Source organism: Mesorhizobium sp. M0028 (genome assembly GCF_040323855.1).
Lineage (GTDB): Bacteria > Pseudomonadota > Alphaproteobacteria > Rhizobiales > Rhizobiaceae > Mesorhizobium.
This window is the reverse complement of sequence record NZ_JAMYVG010000007.1, coordinates 269,238-283,279: the sequence shown is the minus strand read 5'-3', so window position 1 is coordinate 283,279 and position 14,042 is coordinate 269,238. Positions and strand designations below refer to the sequence as shown.

Genomic DNA, 14,042 nt, shown 5'->3' with positions numbered 1-14,042 from the left:
GCCCGCCTGAGGGTGTCTTTCTGAATCTCACCTTCTTGAACCTCTATCGCCACGGCGAATCGTACACTGAAGGTCAGTATCGCGCATGGATGACCGAGGCTGGATTCCGGGATATCTCCAGGTCGCGCCTGACGGACGGCTCCACGTTGTTTCGTGCGCGCCTCACGGGCTGATCGTGGCTGAGTGGTTGGTTTCGGACGCAAGGCTCTCCGAGCCCGCCCGCCAGGGCACGGACGAGGACACGAGCGACTAAATTCAGGCCGCGCCGCGCGGCGGGGCGTAGCTCTTCTGAAATGCAATGCCTTGCCCGGTGATCCAAATCGGCCGAATGTGCCGGCGACAGATTCACTGAAGCAGAGACAGTGCATGACAGACTTCGCCCTCCCCCTGCCCGCAACCCCGTCGGTGGCCGTCGCCGGCTCGCCGCAGCGTTTTGCGGTGCGTCGCATCTTCTGCGTCGGCCGCAACTACGCCGCCCATGCCCGCGAGCTCGGCAATGATGAGCGCGACCCGCCCTTCTTCTTCACCAAGCCAGGCGACGCAGTGGTCGATGCGGCGGTCGGTTCGGGCACGATCATCCCCTACCCGCCGCTGACCCAAAACCTGCATCACGAAATCGAGCTAGTCGTCGCGATCGGCGGAGCCGGCTTCCGCATCCGGCGCGAGCGGGCGCTGAACCATGTCTGGGGCTACGGCGTCGGTGTCGACCTGACCCGCCGCGACCTTCAGGACGAGGCGAAGAAGGCGGCACGACCGTGGGACTGGTCGAAAGCCTTCGACCGTTCGGCGCCCTGCGGCCCGCTGGTTCCGGCACAAACATCCGGCCATCCCGAAAAGGGCCGTATCTGGCTCGCCGTCAACGGCAAGATCAGGCAGGACGGCGACCTCGCCGAACTGATCTGGCCGGTTCCCGACATCGTCTCGATTTGCAGCGAGGCGGTAGAACTTAAGCCCGGCGACCTGATCTTCACCGGCACGCCGGCCGGCGTCGGCGCGGTCGGGCCGGGCGAAAAGATCACCGGCGGCGTCGACGGCATCGGCGAAATCGAGCTGACCATCGGCCAACCGGGCCCGTGATCCGATGAGCGACATCGTCCTTCACAATTACTACCGCTCCTCGACGTCTTACCGGGTGCGGATCGCGCTGGAGATGAAGGGCCTCGCCTACGAATACGTGCCGCATCATCTGCGCCACGGCGAGCATCTCGAACCCGCCTATCTCGCGGTCAATCCGCAAGGTCTGGTGCCGGCTCTGATCCTGGGCGACGGCACGCTGCTGACGCAATCACTGGCGATCATCGAATATCTCGACGAGACCACGCCCGAGCCGCCATTGCTGCCCAAGGATGCGCCTGGCCGCGCCCGCGTCAGGATGCTGGCGCAGATGATCGCCTGCGACATCCATCCGGTGAACAATCTGCGCGTGCTGACCTCGTTGCGCACGCTGTTCGGCGCCGGCGACCAGGACGTCGCCAACTGGTTCCGGCATTGGGTGAACGAAGGTTTCCAGCCGCTTGAAAAGATTCTGGCTTCCTCGCCCGAGACAAAGACCTTTTGCCATGGCGACACGCCGGGGCTAGCCGATATCTGCCTGGTCGCACAGGTCACCAGCAATGCCCGTTTCGGCGTCGATATGACGCCCTACCCGACGATCGCGCGCATCAACGCCGCCTGCATGGCGCTGCCGGCGTTCCAGAAGGCGGCGCCGGAGAACCAGATCGATGCCGAGTAGACCGCAAATTGCATGAAGTGATGAGGAACTGCCGATGAAAGCCGTCGTCTTCGAAAAATTCGGCGAGGCGCCGACGATCCAGACCGTGCCGGATCCGACGCCTTCGCCGGAAGGCGTCGTCATCAAGGTCGAGGCGACTGGCCTTTGCCGCAGCGATTGGCATGGCTGGATGGGCCACGACGACGGCATCCGCCTGCCGCATGTGCCGGGCCACGAGCTGGCAGGCGTCGTGGTCTCCACAGGCAGCCAGGTGACCCGCTGGAAGACCGGCGAGCGCGTCACCGTGCCGTTCGCCGTCGGCTGCGGCCGCTGCTCCGAATGCACCTCGGGCAACCACCAGGTCTGCGAGCACCAGTTCCAGCCCGGCTTCACCGCTTGGGGCTCGTTCGCCGAATATGTCGCCATCGACCACGCCGACACCAATCTCGTGCGCTTGCCCGACGAGATGGAATTCGCCACCGCCGCCAGCCTCGGCTGCCGCTTCGTCACCTCGTTCCGCGCCATCGTCGACCAGGGCCGGGTGACGCCCGGCGAATGGGTGGCCGTGCATGGCTGCGGCGGCGTCGGCCTGTCGGCGATCATGATCGCCAGCGCCATGGGCGCCAATGTCGTTGCCATCGACCTGACCGACGAGAAGCTGGACTTCGCCAAAACGATCGGCGCGGTGGCGACGATCAACGCGGCAAAGACGCCGAACGTGGTCAAGGCAGTCAAGCAGATCACCAATGGCGGCGCGCATATGTCGATGGACGCGCTCGGCCATCCGACGACGTCGTTCAACTCGATCGCGAACCTGCGCCGGCGCGGCCGCCATGTGCAGGTCGGCCTGATGCTCGGCGAGCATGCCAGGCCGCAGATACCGATGGACAAGGTGATCGCCTTCGAGCTCGAGATCCGCGGCAGCCACGGCATGCAGGCTTTCCGCTATCAGGCGATGATGGAGATGATCCGCACCGGCAAGCTTAAGCCCGAACTGCTGGTCGGCAAGAAGATCAGCCTCGAGGAAGCGCCGGCCGCATTGATGGCTATGGGCGGCTTCGAAGGCATCGGCATCGGCGTGGTGACCCGATTCTAGATCAGCGACCCGACTCTGGATTAGCGGAGAAAGGCGCAGACTTCCCGCACGCAGGCGCGTAACCAGCGTTGCGCCGGATCGGCGTCGAGCCGCGGATGCCAGAGCATCGAGATCGTGACCTCGGCAACGTCGACCGGCAACGGAAAGCTGAACATGCCCGTGCGCGCGCCTAGCGTGTGCCGCTCGGGGACGCTGGCGATCAAATCGGACGCGCGCGCCATGGCGAGCGTGGCCGAGAAGCTGGAAACCATGCACACAATCGTCCGCTGGAGACCCAGCAGTTTCAAGGCCTCGTCGATCGGGCCTTTTTCGCGACCACGCCGCGAAACGCTGATGTGGCGGCCGGCCGCATAGCGGGCCGGCGTCACCGGACCCTCGCTCAGCTCATGGCCCATTCGCACCGCACCGATGAAGCGGTCGCGAAACAGCGCCTGAATACGCATTTCAGGGCTCGTTTCACCGGCAACCCCGATTTCGAGATCAATCCCTGCGTCGCGCAGCGACATGTCGTTCTTGTCGGATTTCGGCGCAAAACGCAGCTGCACGCCAGACGCATCCGCTTCGATACGGGCGACGAGACGCGGCGCGAACTCCTCGACGAAGCTTTCATTGGCGCGCAGCGTAAAAACGCTGTCGAGGCATGAGAGGTCGAGCAAGGTGGCCGGGCGCAGGAGCGCTTCAGCTTCCTGCACGACGCGGCCTGCCTGCTGCTGCAATTCCTGCGCGCGCGGTGTCGCAACCAGGCCACGGCCGGCCCGGACCAGCAATGGATCGCCTGTCGCTTGGCGCAGCCGCGCCAGCGCCCGGCTCATCGCCGACGGACTGAGGTGCAGCCGCGCGGCAGCACGGGCGACGCTGCCCTCGCTCAGCAGCACATCGAGGGCGACAAGCAGATTGAGATCGGGTGACGACATGGAAGGACCATAACACAGCTCAGCGGTGACGTGGCGTTTCATGCACGAATAAGATGCAAATACTGCGCCTTCCGCCACATCAAGCAGAGGAATAGCTTCCGACAGCTCCGATTTTGGGGGCTTGCCGGCAGAGGAGTTCACCGTGGCATCGACCGCTGAAAAGACTTGGTCTGAAAAGAGCTGGGCTGAAAAGGCCGGGGCTGAAAAGATCGGGAATGAAACGGCCCCGGTGAGCGTCCGCTCGGCCCGATGGGCGTTGGCCAGCCTGTCGCTTTCAACGCTGCTGTCGTCGCTCGCCACCAGCATCGCCAGCGTCGGGCTGCCATCGCTGATGCAGGCATTCGGCGCATCGTTCCAGCTCGTGCAATGGGTCGTTCTTGCCTATCTGCTCGCCATCACCACCTTGATCGTCAGCGCCGGGCGACTCGCCGATATATTCGGCCGCCGCCCGCTATTGCTCGGCGGCATTGGCCTGTTCACCTTTGCATCGGTGCTTTGCGGGCTCGCGCCGACGCTCTGGCTGCTGATTGCCGCAAGGGCGGCACAGGGGCTCGGCGCGGCCGTCATGATGGCTCTGACGCTGACCTTTATCGCCGACACGGTTCCCCGGGAAAAAACCGGCAGCGCCATGGGCCTGCTCGGCGCCATGTCCGCGATCGGCACCACGCTTGGCCCCTCGCTTGGCGGACTGCTGATCGCCGGTCTCGGCTGGCGAGCGATCTTCCTCATCAATCTGCCGTTGGGGGCGCTGGCCTTCGCGCTCGCCCGTCGCGTCCTGCCGGCTGGAAAAAAGTCAGCGGAACCGGATCGCCGCGGTTTCGACGGCATCGGCACGGCTTTGCTCGCGCTGACGCTAGCCGCCTATGCGCTCGCCATGACCCTTGGGCGCGGCAGTTTTGGTTCTCTCAATGTCGGCTTGCTGATTGCCGCTGCCGTGGGTGGCCTGCTGTTCGTCATTGCGCAGACAAGCGCCGAGAACCCTTTGATCCAGCCTGCGAGGTTCCGCGATAGCGCCTTGAACGCAAGCCTCGCCATGAGCCTGGTCGTCGCCACCGTGATGATGGCGACGCTGGTGGTCGCGCCATTCTATCTGTCGCGCGCGCTTGGGCTGGACGCAGCCATGGTCGGGCTGGTTCTGTCGGCCGGCCCTCTGGTTACGGCCTTGGCGGCGCTGCCGGCCGGACGCCTGGTCGATCGTTTCGGGGCGCACCGGATGATGATCGTCGGCCTGCTCGATCTCGCCATTGGTATCTTCATTCTGTCGCAGGCGGAATTCGGTATTGCCGGCTATGTCGTGCCAATCATCATCGTCTGCACCGGCTACAGCCTGTTTCAGACCGCCAACAATTCAGCCGTGATGACCGGCGTCGCGTCCGACCAGCGCGGCGTCGTCTCCGGCCTGCTCAATCTGTCGCGCAATCTCGGCCTGATCACCGGTGCGTCGGTGATGGGCGCGGTGTTTGCCTTCGCATCGGCTGGCGGAGGCGAAGGCACCGGTCGGCAGGTATTGGCATCTGCGGCAGCCGCACGCGGCATGCAGGTCACTTTCCAGGTCGCGACGGCCCTGGTGGTGGCGGCTTTGATCATTGCGATTATTTCTGGTCGCCGCGGCCAGCGCGCTTAGCTGAGCCGCCAGCGACGAACTCCAGCATCAGTTCAGCAGCCCTGAGCGCATGCGTCTCCAGAAGGAAATGGCCTGCGTCGAAGACGTGGGCCTCCATCCGGGGAAGATCCATAAGCCACGATTGAACCTCTGCAATGTCGAAGAAGGCATCGTGGCGACCCCAAAGAAGCATCGCTCGGGGTTGACGCTTCGCCAGATAATCAGCCACCGCCGCGAACCGGTCGACATATCGGCCGTAGTCGGCAATGAGCGCCTTCTGCAGATCAAGTCGTCCCGGCAGGCACATGACCCGCCAGTCTTCAATCCAACCACCTGGATCGATCTGCGCCGCGATCTCGGCTGGCAGGCCGGCGACGTACTGGTCGCGGGTTCCCTCGAGGGTGAGATGGGCGGTGGCGGCCTGCTCATTCGCCGCATTCGGCTCAGCCCAGAAGTCCAATGTGTCTGCCCATTGCGAACCAAAGCCGGAGCGGTGGGCATTGGCATTCTGGACGACAAGGCCTTCGACGAGTTCCGGGGCGCGCATGGCGAGATGAAGCGCTACCGGGGCTCCGAAATCATGCAAATAGAGAAACCTGCGGCCAACGTTGAGACGCGAGAGCAGCTCTTCAATCGCGCTGGCCAGCATGTCGAACGACGGCTCGGGCGGCAGATCGGATGCGCCGAAGCCCGGCAGGTCCGGCGCCACGACATAGACGCTGCCGGAGAGCGGCGCGATCACGTCGCGAAACGTCCGCGACGAGCTAGGAAAGCCGTGCAGCAGCACGAGCGCGGGTTCGGAAGCATCACCAGCCGTCCGGACGGCCACCTCGCCACCCGAGGACAAGCGTATCTTCTGGATCCCAGGCACCAAAATTGCCCCTTTTTCTCCACGCCGCGCAAGGCCCACTTCGCGCCTTGCGCCACGCTGGCCGATTCGGCGCCTCGGAGACGCCGTTCCGCCAGGTCGGCAGCTCTTGGTATCAACTGGACGCGATTGTATCGAGTTCAAGACTGCGCCGGCGCACCTATCTCGCATATCTCTTGGCGCCGACGACGCAAAGCACGACGGCGGCGGTGACGGCGATCATGGCGGGACTGACCTGCTCATGCAGCAGCGCTGCCGCCAGCCCAAGGCCGAAGAAAGGCTGCAGCAGTTGCAGCTGCCCGACCGCGGCGATGCCGCCTTGCGCCAGGCCGCGATACCAGAACACGAAACCGATCAGCATGCTGAACAGCGACACATACGCCAAACCTATCCACGCGCCCCTGCCGGCACTTTCGAGCGACGGCGGCATGGTGATGAACGTCAGCGCCAGCATGACCGGCAGCGACAGCACCAGCGCCCACGAGATCACCTGCCAGCCGCCGAGCTTGCGCGACAGCGCCGCTCCTTCGGCATAGCCCAATCCGCACACGATGATGGCGGCCAGCATCAAGATGTCGCCGAGCGGCGAGACCGAGAGGCCATGCGTCACTGCAAAACCGGCAACAAGGGCGCTGCCGAGACACGAGAACAGCCAGAACGCCGGTTTCGGGCGATCACCGCCTCGAACCACGCCGAAGATCGCGGTCGCCAACGGCAACAGGCCGACGAAAATGATCGAGTGAGCCGAATTGATGTGCTTGAGCGCCAGCGCTGTCAGCAGGGGAAAGCCGACCACGACGCCAAGCGCGACGATCGCCAGCGAGAACAGATCTTGCCGCTCCGGTCGCTTCTGGCGAAAAACGAGCAGCAGCGCGAGGCCGAGAATGCCCGCCGAAGCCGCACGGGCGACCGTCACGAACACCGGATCGAAATCCATCACCGCCACGCGCGTCGCCGGAAGCGAACCGCTGAAGATCAGCACGCCTATGAACCCGTTGACCCAGCCGCTCGCCGCCCAGCTACTCGCCGCCCAACCACTCGCCGCCCAGCCACTTGCCACCTTGTCCATCGATGCCCCGCTCGTTTCGCCCTCTATCGGGCCGGGCGTATGGCTCCGCCAGAGACAATGAGGTACAGTTCGACAAAACCGTCATGGTAGGCTGAGCAGTACGGATGGACGAGCAGACGACAACAGATGAGGGCAGCCGGACGCTTGTCGAAACCGTCATGGCGACGATCAGGCACAGGATCGCCGCGCGCAGCCTGACACCGGGAATGCGGCTGCCTTCGATCCGGGCTTTCGCCAAGGCCATGCAGGTTTCCAAATCCACCGTGGTCGAAGCCTATGAGCGTCTTGCGGCGGAAGGCATGATCCGCTCGCGGCCGGGCTCGGGTTTCTATGCCGCCGGATCGCTGGCTCCGCTGTCACTGGCCGAGATCGGCCCCAGGCTTGACCGTGCTGTCGACCCGCTGTGGGTCTCGCGCCAATCGCTGGAAGCTGGCGACAATGTGCTCAAACCCGGTTGCGGCTGGTTGCCGGCCGCATGGATGCCCGAGGCCGGATTGCGCCGCGCACTGCGGACCATGGCCCGCGCCGACGATGCCGCGCTGACCGATTACGGCACGCCGCTCGGCTTGCCGGCGCTGCGCCATCTGCTGGCGCGGCGCATGGCCGAGCACGGTATCGAAGCCTCCCCGGACCAGATCATGCTGACGGAATCGGGCACCCAGGCGATCGACCTGCTGTGTAGGTTTCTGCTCGAACCGGGTGACACCGTGTTGGTCGACGATCCCTGCTATTTCAACTTCCATGCCCTGTTGCGCGCCCATCGGGCCAAGGTGATCAGCGTTCCCTACACACGCTCGGGGCCGGACATCGAGCTGTTCGCGCAAGCGCTGAACGAGCACCGGCCGCGCCTCTACATCACCAATTCCGCGCTCCACAATCCGACCGGCGCGATATTGTCGCCCGTCGCCGCCCATCGGCTGCTGAAGCTCGCCGACCAGTCGGGGCTGACGATTATCGAGGACGATATCTTCGCCGATTTCGAACATACGCCCGCGCCCCGGCTGGCGGCCTTCGACGGTCTCAGCCGGGTCATCCATATCGGAAGCTTCTCCAAGACGCTTTCGGCATCGGTGCGCTGCGGCTTCATCGCCGCTCCTCGCGACTGGATGGAAGGATTGACCGATCTCAAGATCGCCACGTCCTTTGGCAGCGGGCGGCTTGCATCCGAACTGGTGCTGACGCTGCTGAAGGACGGCCTCTATCGCAAGCACGTCGATCTGCTGCGCGCGCGGCTCTCGCGCGCCGTGGAAGAAACCAGCGCCCGCCTGAAGGCCATCGGCATCGTGCCATGGATAGATCAGCCGGCCGGCATGTTTTTGTGGTGCAGGCTGCCGGAGGGGATAGATGCCGCGGATGTCGCCCGTCACGCTTTGTCGGCCAACGTCGTGCTTGCGCCCGGCAATGCGTTCAGCCTGTCTCGGTCGGCCAGCCGTTTCATGCGCTTCAACGTCGCCCAGTCCGGAGACGACCGGATTTTCAGGGCGCTTGAACAGGCGATGTCGCGCTGATTTGCACCGCCGCACGCCTGTCTGAGCCCGTGTCCTCGGAGACTGTTTCGAAATTCGCTCTGGCGAGTCATATGGTGGTGGTTTCGAGAACCGGAGCGCAGCGGACATTTAGGTCCGTGAGCACCGGCCTACGCCGGCCGTAGCCTTAACTGCCACGACCGCTGATCGGTGCTTCGGCCGGCGAAGGCCGGAAGCGCAGAAAACGCGATCAGATGGCCGCCAGAGTAGAGTTTCCAAACGGTCTCTCAGGTGCCGGCCCGCTTGCGGCGTGCGTAAAGCATGACGAGCGTCTCGGCGGTCAGCGCCGGCCTCTGCTCGCCTTCGATCTCGACCGTATTGGAAGCCTTCATCAGATATTGCCCCGGGCCTTTGTCTTCCATCGACAACAGCGTGGTGCGCAGCCTGATTCGCGAGCCGACCCTGACTGGCGCCACGAAACGCACTTTGTCGAAACCGTAGTTGAAAGCGGCCTGCGTGTTTTCGGGTACGATGCCCATCTCAAGCGCCAGCGCGCCGATGATCGACAGGGTCAGATAGCCATGCGCGATCGTGGTGCGAAACGGGCTTTGCCGCTTCGCCCGCTCGGGATCGACATGGATCCATTGATGATCGCCCGTGCATTCGGCAAACTGGTCGATGCGGTGCTGATCGACCAGCGTCCAGTCCGAGACGCCTAATTCCTGCCCGGCCATCGCCCTGAGTTGCTCGAAGGTCGGCGGCGTCGTGGGCCGTATCTGCGTCATTCCTGCTTTCCCGATCGCTTGCCTGTTCCGGACCACGACGGGCCGCCCCTGTCAATTCGCCAGTGCGATTCCAGCCCATAATCTTCGGCCGCGAACCGCCAGTCTTCGCCGCCGGCAAGCGTGCTGCTGGGGAACAGCTTATTTCTTGTCGTGGCCGGCGCGGATCTCCTCCATCGCCTCCTTGATGCGGCTGCGCAGGATTTCGATGGATTCGGTGCCGGACGCCCTCGCCAGTTCGGCCATCTCGCCGGCATTCTTCAGCGCGGTCTCGAAGGATCTCCTGGCGAACGCCGCCTGCTTCTGCATCATTTCCTGGGGATTGCCGGGCGCCCTGTAGTTTTGTGCCATGTCGGTGATTTCGCGCAGCGTGTCCTGTAGCATCTCGCGTTGCCTGGACAACAGCGCCGACGCTCCGGCGGCACTCGCCCTGGCCGACTTCTCCAGCGCTTCCAGGTTCTTGGCGTGGTGGGCGAGGATCGCCTCGACATCGACATTCGGCAGCTTCAGGTCGCGGCCGAACTTGCCGAACATGTCGATAAAGGACTCGGAATCCGGTCGTTTTGCCATGCTGGTACTCTCCCCCTGTTGCCGTGAACGCCGCCACTGCACGGAAGATAGTGCAGCGAAGCTCAGCGGTCCATTCGGACGAGGTCAGCCGACGAGAAACAGCCGTTCGGCGGTGTAGAGCACGAGCCCGGCAAGGCCACCGATGATCATGCCGTTGAAGCGGATATATTGCAGGTCCTTGCCGATGTTCATCTCGATCAGCCTTGTCAGTTGCGCGAGGTCCCAGCGCTTGACCTGGTCGGCGATGAATTTGGACACGCCGCTCTTCTGGCTTTCGACGAAGGATGCCAGCGCCACGATGAACCCCTGGTTCATGTCGGCCCTGATCTGCGCGTCGTCGGCAAGATGGCGGCCGACCTCGACGAACATGGTGGCGAGATGGTCGCGGATCATCGAATTCGGCGCCTTGGCGTCCTGCTCGATGAACAGCCGCAGGCTCTCCCACATGTCGCCGGCCAGAGCGCTGAGTTCCGGCCGGGCGAGGAAATCTCGCTTCAGCTTTTCGGCGCGCCTGGCATATTGTTTGGATGTCCTCAGCCGCTCGACGAAAGTCGCGACGAAAAGGTCGAATTCGGCGCGCATTGGATGGTGCGGATCGGCGCGCACTTCATCGAGCAGCGAGCCGGCCGACGCAACGATCTTCTTCAACAGATAGGCGTCGGCGCGAAACAGGTTGAACAGCGACGGCAGTTCCTCGCGGATCTTCTCGCGCATCGTCGCCAGCGCCTGCTCGTCGCTCAAGAAGCGGCCGACCACCTTGGTGAACTCGTCGAATAGTTTCTGGTGGCGGCGATCGTCAGTCAGCGCCGACAGCAACTCGGCGGCGAGCGGCGCCAGCGGCACCTTTTCGATCTGCTCCAGCATACGGCTGGTGACGAAGCCGCGCAGTCCGGATTGCTCGACCGCCGCCAGCGTCTGCGGCACCAGCCGGCCGACAAAACGCGACAGGTCGGCGGCGCGGTTCGGGTCGGCCAGCCAGTCCGCGACCAGCGCGGAAAAATCGACTTCGGCGAGCTTTTCGCGCACCGGCTCCGGCGCCAGGAAATTGACCTCGATGAAGCGGCCGAGATTGTCGGCGATTCGGTTCTGGTTCTCCGGGATGATAGCCGTATGCGGGATCGGCAGGCCGAGTGGCCGCCGAAACAGCGCTACCACCGCATACCAGTCGGCCAGCCCGCCGATCGTCGCCGCCTCGGCGAAAGCGGCAACAAAGCCCAACCACGCATGCCGGCTCTCGAACGATTTCGCCGCCGCAAAGATCAGCACGCAAAACGCAAGTGCTGCGGTGGCAGCGAACTTGGTGCGCCTGAGCGCCGAAAGCTTGGCATCGGCGTCGGTGTCGAACCGGGCGAACGCGACGGATGCAAGAACCGGGGCTGGTCGTGACATGGTGGGCCGCTCCTGATCGATCATGCGAACTTATCTAATGTCGCTTCCCACAGAAAGCGCGCCGCTGATCCCGGTGCGCGCAATCGCGCATGCAAACTTGACGCCTGAATTCATCTATTATGCAGCGCCAGTCTGGAATTGTTCCAAACTATAGGCCATATTGACCCCAACCACTGCTATGTGAGGACACAATGCGGCTTACCCGTCAGACCAACTACGCCATGCGCATTCTGATGTATTGCGCCGCCAATACCGAACGGCTGAGCCGCATCCCCGAGATCGCCGCCGCCTATTCGGTATCGGAACTTTTCCTGTTCAAGATCCTGCAGCCACTGGTCGAAAACGGCTTGATCGAAACGGTGCGCGGCAGGAATGGCGGCGTCAGGCTCGGTCGCGCGGCCGAAACGATCAGCCTGTTCGATGTCGTGCGGGTGACGGAGGAAAGCTTTGCCATGGCCGAGTGCTTCGAGAACGACGCCGCCGAATGCCCGCTGGTCGACAGCTGCGCCTTGAATTCGGCATTGCGCGAAGCGCTCAACGCCTTCTTCGCCGTGCTGTCGCGCTACACGATCGCCGATCTGGTGGCGGCGCGCCCGAATGTGCGACACCTGCTCGGCATCGACATGCTGGTGCAACGGGCGCCGGCCGCCTGATTTTTCTGATTGCCTAAGCTGCCGATTGCGGCAAAACGAACGGCATGTTTCCTGCCGGCAACACGCCGACCTTCAGCCGGCAATCGAAGACCTTTTCGATCAGCTCATCGCTGAGTACCTGTTGCGGCGAACCTGTAGCGGCGAGCCTGCCGCGATGCATGACGAAAATCCGGTCGGCATACATCGCCGTCAAATTGAGGTCGTGCAGGATGGCGACCACGCCGCCGCCCCGTCTGGCGAAATCACGCGCGATGTCCATGATGATCAGCTGGTGTTTGATGTCGAGGCTGGACACCGGCTCATCGAGGAACAAATAGCGCGGCTTGCCGTCGAGCACCGGCGCCCAGACCTGGCAGAGTACGCGGGCAAGCTGCACGCGCTGCTGCTCGCCGCCGGACAATTCCTGGTAGAAGCGGCCGGCAAAACCGTCGAGGTCGACGCGCGCCAGCGCGCGTTCGGGCAGGCGCTGGTCCTCGCCGGGCAGCGCGCCGGAGCGCCCGCCGACCAGGCCCAGCCTGACGATCTCACGCACAGTGAACGGGAAGGACAGCGTCGTCGCCTGCGGCAGCACCGCGCGCACCGTCGCCGCCTCGACCGGCTTCATCGCCGATAGATTGCGGCCGTTGATGGTGACCTCTCCCGAATAGCCAAGATCGCCGGACAGTGCTCTGAGGAAGGTCGTCTTGCCCGAACCGTTGGGGCCGACAATGGCCGCGATTTCGCCCGGCCGCGCCTCGAAATCGACATTGGCGACAATGCGCTTGCCGCCGATCGCCACCGAGACATCGCGCGCTTCGATCATAGGCAAACTTTCACAGGTCGATGACGCCGCGCTTGCGCAGCAGGATCCACAGGAAGAACGGGGCACCGGCGACCGCGGTGACGATCCCAATCGGCAATTCGGCCGGGGCAACGATGGTGCGGGCAACGGCGTCAGCCAACAGCAGCAGCGCGGCGCCGAGCAGCGCCGATGCCGGCAGCAGGTAACGGTTGTCGGGGCCGATCAGCAGGCGCAGCAAATGCGGCACGACGATGCCGACAAAACCGATGCCGCCGCTGACGGCGACCGACGCGCCGACCGCTGCCGAGACGCCGACGATCGCGGTGTATTTCAGCCGCTGCACCGGAATGCCGAGATGGCCGGCCGTCGCCTCGCCAAGCGCCAGCGCGTTGAGGCCGCGCGCCAGGAACGGCATTGCCGCCAGCGCCAGCACGATGATCGGCCCGACGGAGCCGATTTTTTGCCAGGTTGCGCCGCCCAGCGAGCCGAGCTGCCAAAAGGTCAGGTCGCGCAATTGCCGGTCGTCGGCCATGAAGATCAGGATGCCGGTCAGCGCCATGGCAAGCGCCGCCAGCGCGATGCCGGCGAGCAGCATGGTGGCGACCGAGGTCCGGCCTTGCCGTGTCGCGACCTGATAGAGCAGCAATGTCGTCGCCAGCCCGCCGCAGAACGCAGCCAGCGGCAGAGCCAGCGTGCCGAGCGCCGAGGTCAGCGGCGCCAGCATGGTCGAGCCAAGCACGATGACGGCGACCGCACCGAGGCTCGATCCGGCCGAAACGCCGATCAGGCCGGGGTCGGCCAGCGGATTGCGGAACAAACCCTGCATGACGGCACCGGAGACGGCAAGCGATGCGCCGACCAGTACGCCCAGAATGACGCGCGGCAGACGGATGTCATGGATGATCACATGGTCGCGGGCGCTCAATGCCGCGTCGCCGGGCAACGCGCCGAACAGCCAGTCGTGCATGACGCCGATGGCCGAGGCATCGGATGCGCCGGAGGTCAGTGACAACAGCACGGCGATAGCCAGCCCGACGCAGAGCAGCACGATGACGAGGCGGGCGCGCCGCGAACGGTCACCCTCGGCTGCCGTCGCCATGATGCCCGCCGCATCAGCGATCGAATGATCGGCCATCGCGC

At 64.3% G+C, this 14,042-nt stretch carries 14 protein-coding genes; 6 read left to right on the top strand and 8 right to left on the bottom strand.

Features of this window, described 5'->3' with window-relative positions:
* Positions 1-366 precede the first annotated feature (366 nt).
* The 3 genes from NKJ93_RS16715 to NKJ93_RS16705 are packed head-to-tail and all read left to right on the top strand — an operon-like array spanning position 367 to position 2,807.
* Positions 367-1,077 carry a fumarylacetoacetate hydrolase family protein gene (locus NKJ93_RS16715; RefSeq protein WP_023720019.1) on the top strand — a complete coding sequence of 237 codons (711 nt, stop codon included), beginning with the start codon at positions 367-369 and terminating at the stop codon, positions 1,075-1,077.
* 4 nt (positions 1,078-1,081) lie between these two features.
* Complete coding sequence (gene maiA, locus NKJ93_RS16710) at positions 1,082-1,732, top strand: maleylacetoacetate isomerase (RefSeq protein ID WP_352484220.1); 651 nt, start codon at positions 1,082-1,084, stop codon at positions 1,730-1,732.
* A gap of 34 nt (positions 1,733-1,766) precedes the next feature.
* Positions 1,767-2,807, top strand: a complete 1,041-nt coding sequence (locus tag NKJ93_RS16705; RefSeq protein ID WP_023720018.1) for a zinc-dependent alcohol dehydrogenase family protein — start codon at positions 1,767-1,769, stop codon at positions 2,805-2,807.
* Between the two features lie 20 nt (positions 2,808-2,827).
* Here NKJ93_RS16705 and NKJ93_RS16700 read toward each other — a convergent pair whose 3' ends face one another.
* Complete coding sequence (locus NKJ93_RS16700) at positions 2,828-3,721, bottom strand: LysR family transcriptional regulator (protein WP_023720017.1); 894 nt, start codon at positions 3,719-3,721, stop codon at positions 2,828-2,830.
* 208 nt (positions 3,722-3,929) lie between these two features.
* Here NKJ93_RS16700 and NKJ93_RS16695 point away from each other — a divergent pair, with 208 nt between their 5' ends.
* Positions 3,930-5,345 (top strand): MFS transporter, encoded by a 1,416-nt coding sequence (locus NKJ93_RS16695; protein ID WP_031194301.1) that lies wholly within the window; start codon positions 3,930-3,932, stop codon positions 5,343-5,345.
* Here NKJ93_RS16695 and NKJ93_RS16690 read toward each other — a convergent pair.
* Together NKJ93_RS16690 and NKJ93_RS16685 are read right to left on the bottom strand one after the other, a co-directional pair.
* Entirely contained in the window at positions 5,314-6,171 is an 858-nt protein-coding gene (locus NKJ93_RS16690) for an alpha/beta fold hydrolase (RefSeq protein WP_023720016.1), read from the bottom strand. The genes NKJ93_RS16695 and NKJ93_RS16690 overlap by 32 nt on opposite strands.
* Before the next feature lie 181 nt (positions 6,172-6,352).
* A complete protein-coding gene (locus NKJ93_RS16685) occupies positions 6,353-7,261 on the bottom strand; it encodes a DMT family transporter (protein WP_352484217.1) in 909 nt (302 codons plus the stop codon).
* Between the two features lie 104 nt (positions 7,262-7,365).
* Here NKJ93_RS16685 and NKJ93_RS16680 point away from each other — a divergent pair, with 104 nt between their 5' ends.
* Positions 7,366-8,769, top strand: coding sequence for an aminotransferase-like domain-containing protein (locus tag NKJ93_RS16680; RefSeq protein WP_352484216.1), 1,404 nt, complete (start codon positions 7,366-7,368; stop codon positions 8,767-8,769).
* A 245-nt stretch (positions 8,770-9,014) separates the two neighbouring features.
* On the opposite strand, the gene NKJ93_RS16675 is transcribed toward NKJ93_RS16680, so the two are convergent.
* The 3 genes from NKJ93_RS16675 to NKJ93_RS16665 all read right to left on the bottom strand — a co-directional run bounded on the left by NKJ93_RS16675 (position 9,015) and on the right by NKJ93_RS16665 (position 11,468).
* Positions 9,015-9,512: a MaoC family dehydratase gene (locus tag NKJ93_RS16675; protein ID WP_023720013.1), complete on the bottom strand. Its 498-nt coding sequence runs from the start codon at positions 9,510-9,512 to the stop codon at positions 9,015-9,017.
* Between the two features lie 138 nt (positions 9,513-9,650).
* Positions 9,651-10,079, bottom strand: coding sequence for a phasin family protein (locus tag NKJ93_RS16670; protein ID WP_023720012.1), 429 nt, complete (start codon positions 10,077-10,079; stop codon positions 9,651-9,653).
* A gap of 84 nt (positions 10,080-10,163) precedes the next feature.
* Positions 10,164-11,468, bottom strand: coding sequence for a DUF445 domain-containing protein (locus NKJ93_RS16665; RefSeq protein ID WP_023720011.1), 1,305 nt, complete (start codon positions 11,466-11,468; stop codon positions 10,164-10,166).
* Between the two features lie 191 nt (positions 11,469-11,659).
* Here NKJ93_RS16665 and rirA point away from each other — a divergent pair, with 191 nt between their 5' ends.
* Positions 11,660-12,121 carry an iron-responsive transcriptional regulator RirA gene (gene rirA / locus NKJ93_RS16660; RefSeq protein ID WP_023720010.1) on the top strand — a complete coding sequence of 154 codons (462 nt, stop codon included), beginning with the start codon at positions 11,660-11,662 and terminating at the stop codon, positions 12,119-12,121.
* Between the two features lie 13 nt (positions 12,122-12,134).
* Here the strand turns inward: rirA and NKJ93_RS16655 are convergent, their stop codons facing one another.
* Positions 12,135-12,923, bottom strand: a complete 789-nt coding sequence (locus tag NKJ93_RS16655; protein WP_023720009.1) for a heme ABC transporter ATP-binding protein — start codon at positions 12,921-12,923, stop codon at positions 12,135-12,137.
* Between the two features lie 10 nt (positions 12,924-12,933).
* On the bottom strand, positions 12,934-14,037 hold the full coding sequence (locus tag NKJ93_RS16650; RefSeq protein ID WP_352484214.1) for a FecCD family ABC transporter permease: 1,104 nt from the start codon (positions 14,035-14,037) through the stop codon (positions 12,934-12,936).
* Positions 14,038-14,042 lie beyond the last annotated feature (5 nt).

Coding starts and splice junctions, on each gene's coding strand:
- NKJ93_RS16715 (WP_023720019.1), top strand. CDS start 367: ATGACAGACTTCGCCCTCCCCCTGCCCGCAACCCCGTCGGTGGCCGTC.
- maiA (WP_352484220.1), top strand. CDS start 1,082: ATGAGCGACATCGTCCTTCACAATTACTACCGCTCCTCGACGTCTTAC.
- NKJ93_RS16705 (WP_023720018.1), top strand. CDS start 1,767: ATGAAAGCCGTCGTCTTCGAAAAATTCGGCGAGGCGCCGACGATCCAG.
- NKJ93_RS16700 (WP_023720017.1), bottom strand. CDS start 3,721: ATGTCGTCACCCGATCTCAATCTGCTTGTCGCCCTCGATGTGCTGCTG.
- NKJ93_RS16685 (WP_352484217.1), bottom strand. CDS start 7,261: ATGGACAAGGTGGCAAGTGGCTGGGCGGCGAGTGGTTGGGCGGCGAGT.
- NKJ93_RS16680 (WP_352484216.1), top strand. CDS start 7,366: ATGGACGAGCAGACGACAACAGATGAGGGCAGCCGGACGCTTGTCGAA.
- NKJ93_RS16675 (WP_023720013.1), bottom strand. CDS start 9,512: ATGACGCAGATACGGCCCACGACGCCGCCGACCTTCGAGCAACTCAGG.
- NKJ93_RS16670 (WP_023720012.1), bottom strand. CDS start 10,079: ATGGCAAAACGACCGGATTCCGAGTCCTTTATCGACATGTTCGGCAAG.
- NKJ93_RS16665 (WP_023720011.1), bottom strand. CDS start 11,468: ATGTCACGACCAGCCCCGGTTCTTGCATCCGTCGCGTTCGCCCGGTTC.
- rirA (WP_023720010.1), top strand. CDS start 11,660: ATGCGGCTTACCCGTCAGACCAACTACGCCATGCGCATTCTGATGTAT.
- NKJ93_RS16655 (WP_023720009.1), bottom strand. CDS start 12,923: ATGATCGAAGCGCGCGATGTCTCGGTGGCGATCGGCGGCAAGCGCATT.
- NKJ93_RS16650 (WP_352484214.1), bottom strand. CDS start 14,037: ATGGCCGATCATTCGATCGCTGATGCGGCGGGCATCATGGCGACGGCA.